General features: G+C 70.0%; 10 protein-coding genes. 8 read left to right on the top strand and 2 right to left on the bottom strand.

Features of this window, described 5'->3' with window-relative positions:
- The first annotated feature begins 74 nt into the window (after nt 1-74).
- Genes ACFWDI_RS02520 through ACFWDI_RS02530 form a run of 3 tightly spaced genes read left to right on the top strand, consistent with a single transcriptional unit; the run spans nt 75 to nt 3,693 of the window.
- On the top strand, nt 75-581 hold the full coding sequence (locus ACFWDI_RS02520) for a PadR family transcriptional regulator (protein WP_327321768.1): 507 nt from the start codon (nt 75-77) through the stop codon (nt 579-581).
- Nucleotides 578-1,381: an ABC transporter ATP-binding protein gene (locus ACFWDI_RS02525; RefSeq protein ID WP_385300877.1), complete on the top strand. Its 804-nt coding sequence runs from the start codon at nt 578-580 to the stop codon at nt 1,379-1,381. The genes ACFWDI_RS02520 and ACFWDI_RS02525 overlap by 4 nt, the downstream gene beginning before the upstream one ends.
- Nucleotides 1,382-1,383: 2 nt before the next feature.
- Nucleotides 1,384-3,693, top strand: a complete 2,310-nt coding sequence (locus ACFWDI_RS02530) for an FtsX-like permease family protein (RefSeq protein WP_385300878.1) — start codon at nt 1,384-1,386, stop codon at nt 3,691-3,693.
- An 89-nt stretch (nt 3,694-3,782) separates the two neighbouring features.
- Here ACFWDI_RS02530 and ACFWDI_RS02535 read toward each other — a convergent pair whose 3' ends face one another.
- Nucleotides 3,783-4,901: a sulfite oxidase gene (locus ACFWDI_RS02535; RefSeq protein ID WP_385300879.1), complete on the bottom strand. Its 1,119-nt coding sequence runs from the start codon at nt 4,899-4,901 to the stop codon at nt 3,783-3,785.
- A gap of 392 nt (nt 4,902-5,293) precedes the next feature.
- Here ACFWDI_RS02535 and ACFWDI_RS02540 point away from each other — a divergent pair, with 392 nt between their 5' ends.
- The 4 genes from ACFWDI_RS02540 (at nt 5,294) to ACFWDI_RS02555 (ending at nt 12,377) form a co-directional block, all read left to right on the top strand.
- Complete coding sequence (locus ACFWDI_RS02540) at nt 5,294-6,673, top strand: FAD-binding oxidoreductase (RefSeq protein WP_385300880.1); 1,380 nt, start codon at nt 5,294-5,296, stop codon at nt 6,671-6,673.
- 122 nt (nt 6,674-6,795) lie between these two features.
- Nucleotides 6,796-7,293, top strand: coding sequence for an SPW repeat protein (locus tag ACFWDI_RS02545; protein ID WP_327321763.1), 498 nt, complete (start codon nt 6,796-6,798; stop codon nt 7,291-7,293).
- Nucleotides 7,294-7,371: 78 nt separating this feature from the next.
- Nucleotides 7,372-9,933 carry a SpoIIE family protein phosphatase gene (locus tag ACFWDI_RS02550; protein ID WP_385300881.1) on the top strand — a complete coding sequence of 854 codons (2,562 nt, stop codon included), beginning with the start codon at nt 7,372-7,374 and terminating at the stop codon, nt 9,931-9,933.
- On the top strand, nt 9,930-12,377 hold the full coding sequence (locus ACFWDI_RS02555) for a SpoIIE family protein phosphatase (RefSeq protein ID WP_385300882.1): 2,448 nt from the start codon (nt 9,930-9,932) through the stop codon (nt 12,375-12,377). The genes ACFWDI_RS02550 and ACFWDI_RS02555 overlap by 4 nt, the downstream gene beginning before the upstream one ends.
- 15 nt (nt 12,378-12,392) lie before the next feature.
- On the opposite strand, the gene ACFWDI_RS02560 is transcribed toward ACFWDI_RS02555, so the two are convergent.
- The gene (locus tag ACFWDI_RS02560) at nt 12,393-13,487 is read right to left on the bottom strand and encodes a LacI family DNA-binding transcriptional regulator (protein ID WP_385300883.1); all 1,095 of its coding nucleotides are present in this window, start codon (nt 13,485-13,487) and stop codon (nt 12,393-12,395) included.
- A gap of 205 nt (nt 13,488-13,692) precedes the next feature.
- Between ACFWDI_RS02560 and ACFWDI_RS02565 the strand changes: the two genes are divergently transcribed.
- Entirely contained in the window at nt 13,693-14,979 is a 1,287-nt protein-coding gene (locus ACFWDI_RS02565) for an ABC transporter substrate-binding protein (protein WP_385300884.1), read from the top strand.
- The last annotated feature ends 188 nt before the right edge of the window (nt 14,980-15,167 follow it).

Raw genomic sequence — 15,167 nt, forward strand, 5'->3', positions numbered from 1 at the left:
AGAAGGCGGGTGGCGCGAACCACAGCCCGTATCCGAGCCAACAAGAAACTACGGAGCGGGAGGGAGGGGAGCGCGTGCGGCTGCCGCTCCTGGCACTCCTCTCCCGTGGCCCGGCGCACGGTTACGAGCTCAAGCAGGACCTTGAGAAGCTCCTGGGCGCCGCGTACCCTCAGCCGAACGTCGGCCAGATCTACGTCACCCTCGGGCGGCTGGAAAAGGTCGGTCTGATCGCCGGCGAGGACGTCGAGCAGTCGGGCAGGCCCAACAAGCGTACGTACCGGCTCACCGATGCCGGGCGTGAGGCCGTGCTCGCCTGGTTCGACGAGACCACGGACGAGCCGCGGGTAAGGGACGAGTTCTTCATGAAGATCGCCCTCGCCCCGGAGTCCGGGCTGGCCGACCCGGTCACCCTGATCAACAAACAGCGGCGGCAGTATCTGAACACCATGCGTGATCTGTCGAAGCTGGCCGCATCCGAGGACCGGAACAACAGGGTCTCCCAGCTACTGATCGAGGGCGCGATGCTGCATCTGCAGGCCGACCTCGACTGGCTGGAACGCTGTCAGGAGGAGCTGGAATGAGCGACGACGCCGCTCCTGCCGTGCTGGGCGAGTCCGGAGCCGCAACCGGTCGGGGAGACACGGTGCCCATCGTGCGCGCCGAGGGCCTGACCAAGACCCATCGCGGCGAAGGCTCACCCGTGGAAGCCGTACGCGGAGTGGATCTCACCGTCCAGCCCGGCGAATTCGTCGCCGTCACCGGGCCCTCCGGCGCCGGCAAGTCCACACTGCTGCATCTGATCGGCGGACTCCAGCGGCCCGACAGCGGCCGTCTCTGGCTCGACGGCCGCCGGGTGGACGAGTATCGCGAGGCCCGCTGGGCGGTGCTGCGCCGCCGGAGCATCGGCATCGTGTTCCAGTTCTTCAACCTGGTCTCCGATCTCACCGTCGCCGACAACGTCGAACTGCCCGCGCTGCTCGCCGGTGCCTCACCCAGGGCAGCCCGGGACAGCCGGGCCGAACTGCTCGCCGAACTCGGCCTCGAAGGCAGGGAGCGGTCCATGCCGGGCGAGCTCTCCGGCGGCGAGCAGCAGCGCGTTGCCCTGGCCAGGGCGCTGGTGAACCATCCCGCGCTGCTGCTCGCCGACGAACCGGCCGGCAGCCTGGACAGCAAGGGCACCCGGGAAGTGCTCCGGCTGCTCTCCCGGTTCCACCAGCGCGGGCAGACCATCCTGCTGGTCACCCATGACGCCCGGATGGCCAGCGCTGCCGACCGGGTCATCAGCTTCTTCGACGGACGCATAGCCGACGACGCCGCGCTCGGAGCGGGGCGCCGCGGCCCGGGCGGCGGAGTCTCCGGCGTACTCGAACTGAAGGAGTGACCGTGCGGGCCACTCTGCGCTGGGCGCATGCCGATCTGAGGGCACACCGCGGACAGTCGCTCTTCGTCGTCCTGGCCAGCGCCGGGATCATCGCCTCACTGCTGCTCGCCGTGGCCCTGTTCAGCTACGCCGCCAACCCCTGGCAGCGGATCTTCACCCAGTCCAAGGGCGCGCACGTCTGGCTGCACACCCGCGTCGCCGCGGACACGGACGCGCTGTCCGGGCTGGACGGTGTCGCCGGTGTCTCGGGGCCGTACCGCACCGGTCGGGCGACCCTGGAGTCCCGTGGCGCCAGGGCGAGCGTGTCCTTGCGCGCGGCCGGTACCGAGCCGCCGCAGATCGCCAGGCCGCTCGTCACCGCGGGCCACTGGCTCGATACACAGACAGCGGGCGTCGTGCTGGAGAGCTCGGTCGCGCGTGTGCTGTGGGCGGAGCCGGGCGACACCCTCACCGTCGCGGGATCGGACGGCACGGCCCGCACCCTCCGGGTGGCAGGTGTCGCCGAAGCCGCGGAACCCCGCTACCGACCGGGCGGTGAGCCCGGCATCGGATGGGTGCTGCCGGGCACGCTCGACGCCGTGGCGCCACACAGCACCGGGCAGAGCGTCGGGCTGCGGCTGGACGATCCGGCCGACATCGACTTCACCGTCCAGCAGGCAGTCACCCTGCTCGGCGCCGACCGGGTCGCCCAGGTGACCAAGTGGCAGCAGGCCCGCGCCGAGGCCGGGAGCGACGACCGGCTTCTCGGGCAGCTGTTCGCCGTGTTCGGGCTGGGCGCGCTGCTGGCCGCCGCGCTCGCCGCATCCGGGGCGATCAGCGCCCGTATCCGTGGACAGCTGAGAGATATCTCGATCCTCAAAGCGATCGGGTTCACCCCGGGCCAGGTGGTACGCGGCTTCCTCGTCCAGCACCTCGCCTTCGCGCTGCTCGGGGTCACGCTGGGCACGGCGGCGATTGCCCTTCTGGGTGCCCGGATACCCGGCCGGATCGGGGATGCGGCCGGAGTGTGGCAGGAGCTGCCCGGGCACACCGCTGTGATGCTCGGCGTCCCGAGCGGCGCGGTGCTGCTGATCGCGACCGCCACCGGACTGGCCGCCTGGCGGGCCGGACGAGTACCGCCGGTACCCGTCGCCCGGGCGGCCCTGCCCTCGGCCGCACCGATGACCGGGCTGGGGCGCCGGGCACTGGGAATGCGGGTGCCGCCGGCGCTGGTGCTCGGCTGGCGGGCGGCCTTCCCCAGGCGGACTCGCACCCTGATCACCGTGGCCCGCCTTGCGCTGCCGCTGCTCATGATCACGGTTGCGCTGGTCGCCTGGTCCACTCTGGACATGTTCCGCAGCCGCCCCGCGGAGATGGGCGTGCCCGCGGCGCTGACCGTACGGGCCGAGCAGCCCGGCAGTCTGACCGGCCAGGAACTGGACCGCGCGCTGACCGCGCCGCCGGACGTCGCCGCGGTCCACCCCGGCGTGGAGGTCGCCGCCCTGGTACCCGGCCAGACCGGCACCATCACCCTGCGCGGGCTCGGCACCGCCCGCGCCCCCTATCCGTTCACCGTCGTCGAGGGGCGCACCGTCGATGGCCTCGACGAGGCGGTCGCCGGCCAAGGGCTGCTCGATCTGCTGGATGTACGGGTCGGCGACTGGGTGCGGATGACGGTGGAAGGACGGCCGCAGATTCTGCACATCGTCGGCCGCAGCATCGAACCGGAAGCCGGCGGCCGGGTGATCTCCACGACGGTCGACACGCTCCAGGAACGCGATCCCGCACTGCGGCCGGACTTCCACCTGCTCGTCCTGCGGCCCGGCGCGGATCCCCGGGCGGTGAGCAGCGCTCTCGCCGAGAGGGCCGGGGGCGCGCTGGAGATCCGCGAGACGGCCAATCCGGCGGACCGGCTGGAACCGGCGCGGGGCGTGATCGCGGCGCTGGTCGGGGTGCTGGCCCTGATCGGGTTCCTCGAGCTGCTGACACTGATCAGTACCGGGGTCCGTGACCGCGGCCGCGATCTGCTCGCGCTCAAGGCGATCGGCCTGACACCGCGGCAGATCAGCTCGGCGATCGTGGCGGCCGCCGGCTTCACGGCGCTGGTGGCCGCCACGCTGGGCACCGGGCTCGGGGTGCTGTTCGGCAGCTGGCTGGTGGACACCCAGGGTCGTTCCAGCGGTATGGGAGCCGGGATCGCCCATGTCCCGCCTGCCGTACTGCTGGTGTCGGTGGTGGTCGGGGCAGTTCTGGGCGCGGTCGCGGCCGCGGCGGTGCCGGCCGCCCGGACTGCGCGTCGGCGGCTGGCGGATTCGCTGTCCGAGACGCTCTGAGGCCGAGACGTTCCGAGTCCGAGAGGCTCTGACCGTCCGAAGGCGGAGATTGTCGGAGCTGCCTCTTCGACGCTCCACCGTCTTCGGTGCTACGCCCCGGGTGTGCACAGCACGGAAATCCGCTGGACGAGGTTGTTCGCGAACCCACCGCGGTTCCACGGCTGGCTGAGCGGCTGGCTGTGGCCCTCGGCGTCAGTGGCCCGCACGCTCAGCACATGGCTGCCCGGCGTGGCGGTCCAGGACGCCTGCCAATGGCGCCAGGCCCAGCCATGTCCGTCCGGCGGGGCGAGCTCGGCATCGCTCCAGGAGCGCCCGTCGTCGGTACTCACCTCGACCGTTGTCACCGGGGCACGGCCGGACCACGCCCGGCCCTCCAGTCGCACCCGGCCGGGGCGTACGACACGGGTGCGGGACATGAAGTCCGGGAACCCGGGCGGGATCATGAGGGCACGCGGAGCAATCCGCGTGACCGGCTCGCCGGGATCTTCCGGCGACTGACGGTAGCGGTAGGCCACCGCCTGCTGGAATCCGGTGAACGGGACGTCGATGAGGGTGATGTCGCGCAGCCACTTCACGTGCGCCATGCCGTACCACCCGGGAACGATCAGCCGCAGTGGATGGCCGTGTTGCGGCGGCAAGGGCCGGCCGTTCATCTCGTACGCCACCAGCACTTCGGGATCGCGGCCCGTGGCCAAGGACAACGGGAGACTGCGCTGATAGTCCTGCTCGATGCCGCGCTCCACGCCATGATCGGCTCCGGTGAACACGGCCTCGACGGCATCCGGCTCCACCCCCGCCTCGGCGAGCAGTGTGCGCAGCGGCACGCCGGTCCACTCGGCTGTTCCCACCGCCTCGACCAGCCATGGCTGGCTCACCGGCCGTGGTGAGAGCCGGGCCCGGCCGTTGCCCGCGCACTCCATCGTCACGCGCTGAGTGACGGCCGGAAAGGACAGCAGCGTGCGCATGTCCAGGGTCAGCGGGGTGCGCACCCGGCCGCCGACGGTGAGCTTCCACGCGTCGGCATCGGCGGCGGGGATGTCGTAGTGGACCAGTACGTAGTGCAGTCCGGCCGGGGTGAGGTCGTAGCGCAAAGCCTCCAGCGGCAGCCCGTGGTTGCGGGCCGCGAGCGCCAGTTCCTCGATGCTGATGCCTTCGTCGGGTTCGGCGATGCGCCCTGGTGCGCTGATGTCCCCGATGCTTCCGTCCATGGCCCCATGGTGCTCTCCGAGCCGGGCCCGGGCACCTGGCGATGCGGCGGGATTGCGCCGCTCGCCGACCGGCGGGACGCTGGTCATGTCAGCTCTGCGGCGTCCGGCTGCGCTTGCGGCCCATGACGGTGCCGGACCGCTGGCACGCACTGTTGCTCAGCAACAGCCCAGCAGGAGAGGCGACATCCGTCCCTGCCCCTGTTCCGCTCGGCCGCTGTTCCGCTCAGCCGCTGAGCGAGTTGGTCGGCTGTCTGAGAGAGCCCGGGCTTCCAGACGACCCGGGCCGGGGCCCGCCGTCGGCGACTACCACGGCGGCGAGGCCGGGATGCTGCAGCCGGAATGGCCGAAAGGCCTGGCGGGTTTGCGGTCTGCACCTCGTCGAGGAGATCACGATGGACGGCACCACTCTGGAAGGAATGCGGACTGCCCTGCGCGGTCCGGTCATCGGCCCCAAGGACCCGGAGTACCACCAGGCCCGCAAGATCTACAACGCAATGATCGACCGTGAGCCGGCTGCCATGGTGCGGTGCACGGACGCGGCGGATGTGATGGATGCGGTCGATTTCATCCGCGACCACGGTCTCGAACTCGCCGTACGGGGCGGCGGACACAGCGGCCCGGGCCTGTGTCTGGTGGACGACGGCGTCACCATCGACCTGTCGCCGATGCGCTGGGTGCGCGTCGACCCCGCCGCGAAGACCGCCAGGGTGGGCGGCGGCAGTGTTCTCGGCGATCTCGACCACGCCGCACACGCCTTCGGCCTCGCCACCCCCGCCGGCATCATGTCGACAACGGGCGTCGGAGGCCTCACCCTCGGCGGCGGTCACGGCTACCTGACCCGCAAGTACGGTCTGACGGTGGACAATCTGCTGTCCGCGGACGTCGTGCTCGCCGACGGCAGCTTCGTCACCGCGAGCGAGAGGGAGAACCCGGACCTGTTCTGGGCGCTGCGCGGCGGTGGCGGGAACTTCGGCATCGTCACCTCGTTCGACTTCCGGCTGAACCCGGTGCACACCGTGGGTGTCGCAATCACCGTCTGGCCGGTCGACAGCACCCGCGAGGTGCTGCGGTGGTACCGCGACTTCCTGCCGCAGGCACCCGAGGACCTCTACGGCTTCTTCGCGCTGCTCACAGTTCCGCCGGGTCCGCCGTTCCCGGAAGAGATCCATGGGCACAAGATGTGCGGCGTCGTGTGGTGCTGGACAGGAGACCTGGCCCGCCTCGAGGAGACTCTCGCGCCCGTGACCGAGCCCGGCCGGCCGGCCTTCCACTTCACGGCACCGATGCCGTACCCCGCGCTGCAGACCATGTTCGACGAACTGATCCCCGCCGGCCTGCAGTGGTACTGGCGCGGGTCCTTCTTCGACCGGATCACGGACGAAGCCATCGATGTGCACCTCAAGTACGGCGAGAACCTCCCCACCGACCTGTCGACCATGCATCTCTACCCGGTCGACGGGGCGGCCCACAAGGTCGGCGCGGACGACACCGCGTGGGCCTACCGGGACGCCGTCTGGTCCGGTGTCATCGCCGGTATCGACCCCGACCCGGCCAACGCGCAGACGATCAAGCAGTGGGCCGTCGACTACTGGGAAGAGCTGCAGCCGTACTCCATGGGCGGCTCGTACGTGAACTTCCTCGGCGCGGGCGAGGGCCAGGACCGGGTCAAGGCCACCTACCGGGACCACTACGACCGGCTCGCGGAGATCAAGCGGATCTACGATCCGCACAATCTGTTCCACGCCAACCAGAACATCGAGCCCGCCAAGTAGCGCTGAACCCGCAGGCGGAGCATTGGCCAAAGGTGCTTCTGTGTCGCCTGTTGACCGGCATGCCGGGTAAGCGTTTCATGGAGTTAAAGGGCAGATAAAGGCTTCTATAGGAGGCGGCCCGTATGACCACCCATCCGAGCATTGAGCAACACCCCGACCTGGCCGAGATGCGATCTCGGTTCGAACGGGCGACCACCACTCCCCGTGCCCAGGCGATCGAGACCCTCGCCCTGCTCACGGGCCTGTACCTGGCCGCCTCACCGTGGATAGTCGGGTTCAACGGCCTCACCACTCTGGCCGTCTGCAATCTGATCACCGGCGTTGCCTACGCCATATGCATGGGCGGGTTCGGCTCGGCATACGAGCGGACCCACGCCATGGCCTGGTGCGCCATAGCCATCGGAGCATGGACGATCATTTCTCCGTGGGTCGTCTCCGGCAACGTGGATACGGTGCGCACCATGGTCAACAACATCATCGTCGGCCTCGTGGCCCTGCTGCTCGGCCTGGCCATGGCCGCCATGGACGACCGTCGAACCGGTCTCGCTCCCAGTCGCCTGCGCACTCGCGCCCGTTCCGCCCCCGGCTCCGGTGGCCCGAACATCGACCCGATGCGCTGACGGCCCTCAGCGCCCGAACGGGCCCCGCCGCCTCGGCGGCGGGGCCTCGCTGTGGTCAGGCAGATCAGGTGCACTGAGATGCGCGGCACGGCTGCCGGGGAGCATGCTGGCTGTGTGACCTGGTACGGCGCGGCCGGGTACACCCCGCAGAGCCAGAGTGGGGCAATGCCCGGGCGACTGAACGGCAGCGGCCGAGTTCCGGACGAGCTGTCCCTGGTGCTCGCACAAGCCGCGGTGGGCGCGACCGAAGCTGTCGGCGGGTACGCCGGCGGCGTCTATTTGCGCTCCCGCACGCAGGGGCTGCTGCGGTTGGCCGTGCTCGCCGGGCTGCCCGTCCGGCTGTTCCGCCCCTGGTGGCGTATGCACGTGAACCGCCCGTTCCCGGTGGCCGAGGCCTACCGCTCCGGTCAGGCTGTCCTCCTCGGCGACGCCGAGGAGGCCATGCGCCGGTTCCCGCAGCTCATGGCGGGCCTGCCGTACCCTTTCGGCTCGCTGTACGCGCCTGTCGTCGGCGGCGACGAGAAGTTCGGCGTGCTGGTGGTGCTGCGGCCCGCCACGCCCGGACATCCGGTCGACCACTCCGACCGCCGCCGGATGCAAACTGCCGCAAGGCGCCTCGGAACCGCGCTGGCGGAGCTGGGCGCGGACGGAGGGCTCGTCGAGTGGGACGGTGAACCGATGCCCGTCCAGTTGCCCACCGCCTCCACCCCACCGGTGCGGATCGGTTACTTCGACTGGGACCTCGACAGCGGCGCCGTAACCGCCGACGACGAGCTGTGCACGATCCTCGGCTCCGACCCGGCGGGCTTTACCGGCACCATCGAGGCTCTGGCGGAGCATCTGGCGCCGGAGGACGCGTACGGACTGTGGGCCGTCGCCGCCCACGCCGCCACATCGGGCGGGCCGGTGTCGCGCAGGATGTGGCTGCGGGGACCGGACGGACGGCTGCATCTGCTCGAACTCTCGGGCCGCCGCACACAGCCGCCCGGCGACGGTCCGGGCAGCCACCTGACCGGTTACCTGGTGGACCTCGGCATCGGGCCGGTCGTCGCCGAGGCGACCGACCGGCTCCCGCGGGGAATCTTCTCGCTCGACCGGCTCGGGCGGATCACCCACATCAACCGCAATGCGGAGACTCTGCTCGGTCACGCACGGTCCGAGCTGGCCGGACGCGTCCTGTGGGAGGTCCTGCCGTGGTTCGGGCACCCCGCCTACGAGGACCACTACCGGGCAGCACTGTTCGGGTACGACCCCGTCCACTTCATGGCCCGCCGCGGGCCCAAGGAATGGCTGACGGTCTCCCTCTACCCCGGCCACGACGGCCTGACCGCCACACTGACCCCGGCGGAAGAACCGGCCTACGCGTCAGGGTCCATCGTCAGGCCGGGCCCCGGGTTCGGCTCCCCGACCGACCGTGCGTCGTCGCTGTACCGCCCGGTCGCCCTGGCCATCGCGCTGACGGAGGCCGTTACAGCCCGTCAGGTGTCCGCAGTGGTCACGGAGGAACTGCTGCCCGCCTTCGGCGGTCGTCAACTGGCGATCTACCTGCTGAACGAAAGACATCTCTATCTGGCCTGGGAGACCGGTTTCCCGAAGGGTTTCCTCGACCGCTTCGACGGCGTCGCGCTCGACGCCCGGCTGCCCGGCGTCGAGACGCTCACCTCCGGCCGCCCCATCTTCTTCGAGTCCATGGAGCGCCTGGCCGCCGCCTACCCCGGCATCCCCATCGACGCGGACGTCGGCGCCCGGGCCTTCCTGCCACTGATCGCCTCCGGCCGCCCCGTCGGCTCCTGCATCCTCGGCTTCGACCATCCGCGCGGCTTCAGCCCGGAAGAGCGCACCGTCCTCACCGCACTCGCCGGACTCATCGCGCAGGCCCTCCAGCGAGCCCAGCGTTACGACTCCGAAGCCGCACTCGCCCGTGGTCTGCAGGATGCCCTGCTTCCGCACCGGCTGCCCGTACTCCAGTTTGTCGACACTGTCGGGCGGTACCTCCCCGGCACCCAGGGCATGGAAGTCGGGGGCGACTGGTACGACGTCGTGGAGACCGGCTGCGGGGAGCTGGCCCTGGTCATCGGCGATGTACAGGGACACGGTGTCTCCGCCGCCGCCACCATGGGTCAACTGCGCAGCGCCGTACGTGCCTTCGCGCTCAGCGGGCATGACCCGCAGGAGGTGATGAGTGGCACCAACCGGCTGCTCATCGACCTCGATCCGGGCCAGTTCGCCAGCTGCTGCTATATCGTCCTCGACCGGGAATCCGGCACCACGCAGGCCGTACGGGCCGGGCACCCCCAGCCTCTGCTGCGCCATCCCGACGGCAGGACCGAGGTCCTGGACATCCCCGGTGGCGTCGTGCTCGGCGTCGACGGGGAGGCGTCGTACCCCGTCACCGAAATGTTGCTCGAGCCGGGCGCCGTCCTGGCTCTCTACACCGACGGACTGGTGGAGCAGCCGGGAATCGACATCGACCTCGGCATCGAGCGGCTGCGCAGCGCACTCGCCACAGTCGGCTCGGACCCTCTCGCCGACGCGGCGGACCGACTGATCCTCGCGGCCAGACAGGCCACCGACAGGCCCGACGACATCGCGCTGCTGCTCGCCGCCCGCTGGGCCGACGTCCCACGGCAGGCGCCATGAGCGTAGTGAACGCAGCCGAGGATGCCGGCTTCCGTGGCCCCCTGGATGTCACCAGGGCAGCCACGGCTGTGCTGGATGCCGAGGGCAGGGTCGTCGGATGGAGTCCGAAGGCGCAGGGGCTGCTGGGATATCCGCCCCAGGAGGTGCTTCAGCGCCCGATCGGCGCTCTGGTCGTGGAGCCCGTCGACGACATCCACCCGGCGGCAGACCTGGCGGGCGCGGCACATGGTGGCCGTCAGGTGCTCCATATGCGTCACCGGGACGGCCATATCGTCCGCGTTGTGACGGCAACGCATGCGCTGACCCACGAGGGCGCCGGGCCCGCCTGGCTCCTCGCGGTGGCCGATGCGGAGGAAACGGAGGAGTGGGAGTCCCTGCAGTCGATGCTCCGGGGACTGGCCACCGAGTCACCCGTCGGTCTGGCCGTCTACGACACGGATCTGCGGGTCGTGTGGACAAACTCCGCCCTGCGTCAGGAGATGGGTCCTTCGCAGTACGTCGGCATGGGCCCGGACGAGATGGTGACCCATGGCAAGGTCCTGTCCCCGGGGTATCCGCCGACTCTGGAGGAGATGATGCGGCGGGTCCTCGCCACCGGCGAGCCTGTCATCGGGCTGCACTACAGCGGCCACCCGCCCGTGGACCCGGAGCACGACCACGTCTGGTCCTGTTCGTACTACCGGCTGCAGGACGCCGGGGGTGTCTCGCTGGGCGTGTGCGAGGAAACCGTGGACATCACCGACGCCCACCTCGCACAGCAGCGGCTGGATCTCCTGGTGCGGGCCGGCGGACAGGTGGGTACGACCCTGGACATGGTCCGTACGGCGCAGGAACTCTGCGTGGTCACCGTCCCGCAATTCGCCGACGCGGTCATGGTCGACCTCCTGGAGGTCGTGCTGGCAGGTGATCAGCCCACGCAGGGATCCGTGCACGCGCGGGACATGGTCCGAGTGTGGGAGGAACCGGAATCCAAGCGGGCGGGCCCGGGAGGGGCGCGGCCTGCGGGACGGGAGCGAGTCGACTACCCGCCGGATTCGCCCCAGGCACGCAGCCTGTCCTCCGGCCGTCCGGTGCTGGATGGCCCGGCGGATACGGAGCGCGGTAATGGGCAACTGCCGCCGCGCTCGCGGCTGGTCGTTCCGCTGCGTGCCGAAGGAGCCACCTTGGGGCTGGTCACCTTCTCGCGGGACTGCCACCCCGTGCCGTTCGACGACGGAGAGCGGGCCGTGGCCGACGAGCTTGTCTCGCGGACCGCCGTATGCATCGACAACGCCCGCCGTTTCACCCGTGAGCACGCCGCGTCCCTCATGCTCCAGCGCAGTCTGCTGCCGCAGAATCTGGCGCAGCTGACGGCAGTTGAGCTGGCGTACCGCTATCTGCCGGCGGACAGCAGGGCCGGGGTGGGCGGCGACTGGTTCGACGTCATCGCTCTGTCGGGCGCGCGGGTGGGCCTGGTTGTGGGAGACGTGGTCGGTCACGGGCTGCGCGCTGCCGCCACCATGGGCCGTCTGCGGACGAGCGTACGGGTGCTGGCCCGGCTGGACCTCGCGCCGGAGGAGCTTCTCGCGCGCCTCGACGACCTCGTCGGGGAGGGCGCCAACGAGCAGGCGGCGGTTCTTGACGAGGGCGAGCAGGTGCCCCACGACGAAGCGCTCGGGGTGACGTGCCTGTACGCCGTGTACGACCCGGTGTCCGGAGTGTGCCGCATGGCGCGGGCCGGGCATCCGCCTCCCGCGGTCGTCGACTCCGGTTCCGGCACCGTCACCTTCCCCGACCTTCCCGCGGGGCCGCCCCTCGGCCTGGGCGCCGTGCCCTTCGAGAGCGTGGAGATGAAACTGCCGGAAGGCAGCCTCATCGCCCTGTTCACCGATGGCCTCGTCCGGAGCCGCGACCGGGACGTCGACGTCCAGCTCGAAACGCTCGGCGCAGTGCTCACCGAGCATCGACGCCCGCTGGACGAGCTGTGCGACCAGGCAGTCGCGGCGCTGCTGCCGGGCCCCGTGGACGACGACGCCGCGCTGCTGCTCGTCCGTACACAGAAGCTGGACCGCCACCAGGTGGCCGAGTGGGAACTGGCCGCCGATCCGGAGGAGGTCGGCCGCGCCCGGGCCGTGGCCACCGAGCAGGTCGGCGCCTGGGGACTGGACGACCTCGTCTTCACCACCGAACTGGTGGTGAGCGAGCTCGTCACCAACGCCCTCCGGTATGCCGCCGGCCCGATCCAACTGCGGCTCATCCGCGACCAGACCCTGATCTGCGAGGTCTCCGACACCGGACACACCTCACCCAATCTGCGTCATGCCGGCAGTGAGGACGAAGGCGGCCGAGGTCTCTTCCTCGTCGCACGGATGACCCAGCATTGGGGAACGCGCTACACATCGACCGGCAAGACGATCTGGGCCGAGCAGACTGCCCTCCGTGCAAACCCCGACCACCACCGGTGACACTCCGCGCCAGGTCTAGGAGACGCCCGTGGCCAGGTCGTCTCCGGTGGGCGCCGTGCTCTCCCGCTCGATCAGCCGGGGGAGCGGCACTGGCACCGACCGGGCCGCGCCGCCGTCGAGCAGAGCGGTCAGTTCCTGTGCGGCGATCCGCCCGAAGGCGACCGTGTCCCGGGAGAGTGCCGTCAGCCAGGGATGGACCATGCGGCACAGCACGGAGTCCTCCCACGAGACGATCGACACGTCGCCGGGAACGGAGAGGCCAAGGCCCGCCGTGACGGCTGCTCCGGCCGCTGCCATCACGTCGTTGTCGTAGATGAGTGCGGTGGGCGGTGTGCTCCCTTCCAGCACCCGGCGGGTCACCGCAGCGCCCTCGGCGTCGGAGTAGTCCGTGGCCAGTGACCGGACCTCGGTCAGCCCGCGCCGGCCGGCCTCGGCGCGCAGCGAGCGGATGCGACGGTCGGTGTGGGCGAGTGACGGCAGGCCCGCGATATGCACGATCCGCCGGTGCCCCAGCTCGTACAGCCGGCCCACGACGGAAGCCATCGCCCCGGTGTCGTCGGCGCGTACCTGCGACAGGTTGGGATGCTGGTCCGGCAGTCCGCCGATGACGACACCGGGCAGGCCCAGCTCGTCGAGGAGCTCCGGACGCGGGTCCTCGGTCCGCGGGTCGACCACCAGGACACCGTCGACCCGGTGCTCGGCCCACCAGCGGCGGTAGACCGCGCACTCGGTCGGCACATCCTCCACCACCTGGAAGAGCAGACCGAGTTGACGCTCCGCCAGGATCTCCTGGATACCCGAGATCAGCTGCAGGAAGAAGGAGTCCACGCCCAGCGTCGCGGCCGGCCGTGCCAGCACGAGGCCGACCGTCGCCGAGCCCTCGCCGGACAGTGCGCGGGCCGCCGTGCTCGGCCGCCAGCCCAGCTGTTCGGCGACGCGCCGGATCCGGTCACGGGTGATCTCCGAGACGCCGGGCCGGTCGTTGAGCGCGAAGGACACGGCGCTCTCCGAGACCCCGGCACGCTGAGCGATGTCCTTCATCGTCGGACGCCGCGCGGGAGCGCGCCTGGCCGGCGAGGTGTCCTTGTCGGACGGGGTATTCGCTGCCATCCGTGCCTCTTTCACCCTGTGTACTAATGCGCTTGAGCACATGCACTCTAAAGCGCATTAGTCGATCACTGCAAGTCGTTCCTTGTGCACGTCTGACCTGGACTAATGCTCGCCAATACGCATTAGTTCCAGCGAATGTATTGACTTCATCGACGGTTCACTTGCAAGGTCTGCACGTCTGGTCCGAGCAAAGGAGCCGTTCACCGTGCGCATTCCCCGCAGGGCACTCGCTGCTGCCGTCGTCCTCGCCACCGTTCTGCCGCTCAGTGCCTGCGGCGGCGGATCCGACGCCGGTTCGTCCGACGCATCCGGCAAGATCGAAGGCAAGATCACCTTCCAGACCTGGAACCTGCAGGCCAACTTCAAGGACTACTTCAACGGAGTCATCGCGGCCTTCGAGAAGAAGTACCCGGGCGCCGAGGTGAAGTGGGTCGACCGGCCCGCGGAGGGCTACGCCGACAAGATCAGCGCCGATGCCGCAGGCAACACACTGCCCGACGTCGTCAATGTCTCCCCGGACCTGGTGGCCCCGCTGGCCAAGGCCGGGCTCGCGCTCGACCTCGACAAGGCAGCCTCGAAGTACCGCAAGGAGTATCTGCAGGGCGCCTGGCAGAGCCACCGGATACCGGGCGCGGACGGCACGTACGCCTTTCCCTGGTACCTCAACACCGGCCCGCTCTTCTACAACAAGCGTCTCTTCAAGGATGCCGGACTCGATGCCGAGAAGCCCCCGAAGACCTATGACGAGGTCTTCGATGCCGGGCTGAGGATGGCAGGGAAGAGCAAGGGGAAGATCGCGACCCTCGCGAACGTGCCCACCATCGAGGACTTCGGCCGCTACGACGTCCCGCTGATGAACAAGGAAGGCACGGGCTTCGCCTTCAACGACGCCAAGGGAGTGGAACTCCTCACCCGCTACAAGGAGTTGTACGACGCCAAGGCGCTCGACCCGCAGGCGTTGACGGCGACCCCGGAGTCGTCGGGCCACAAGTTCCTGACCGAGTCCGTCGCCATGAACCCCGGCAGCGCGCTGGACCTGGAGAACTTCAAGAAGCAGGCCCCGAGCCTCTACAGGAACATCGGGATCACCGACCAGGTCAGCAGTACGGGCAAGGCCAATATGTATGTCATGGGCGTCATGGTGAACTCCCGGGCCAAGCAGAAGCCCGCCGCCGTCGCCTTCGCCCACTTCGTGACCGACGCGACCCGTCAGATGGAGTTCGCCAAGAAGGTCGCCATCTTCCCGAGCACCGCAGGATCGCTCGACGACCCGTACTTCACCAAGGAGGACGGCACCGATGTGACCCGGGTGCGCATCGCGGCCGCCAAGTCCCTGAAGACCGCGGTCAATTACACACCGGTGCTGTTCAGCGAGCAGATGAAGACGGAGCTGCGCAACGCGGTGGCCCGGGCGCTGCAGGGTAAGGAGAGCCCCAAGGAAGCGCTTGACAACGCTGTCAAGGCCTGTGACCGGCTGCTGCGGCAGAGCTGAGCCGAGTCCGCGATGAAGACCCCCACCGCCTCCGAGGCGATCTCGCCCGATCCCACCGCGGCGGGCCCCGCCCGCCCGGGCCCCCGCCCCCCCCGCCCCCCGCCCCCCCCCGGGGTCCAGCCCCCACAAACCCCCCACCCCCGCGCGTTCGCGGCGCCCCGGGACCAGGTCAGGGTATTATAACAAAA

The organism is Streptomyces sp. NPDC060064 (assembly GCF_042736455.1).
Taxonomy (GTDB): Bacteria; Actinomycetota; Actinomycetes; order Streptomycetales; family Streptomycetaceae; genus Streptomyces.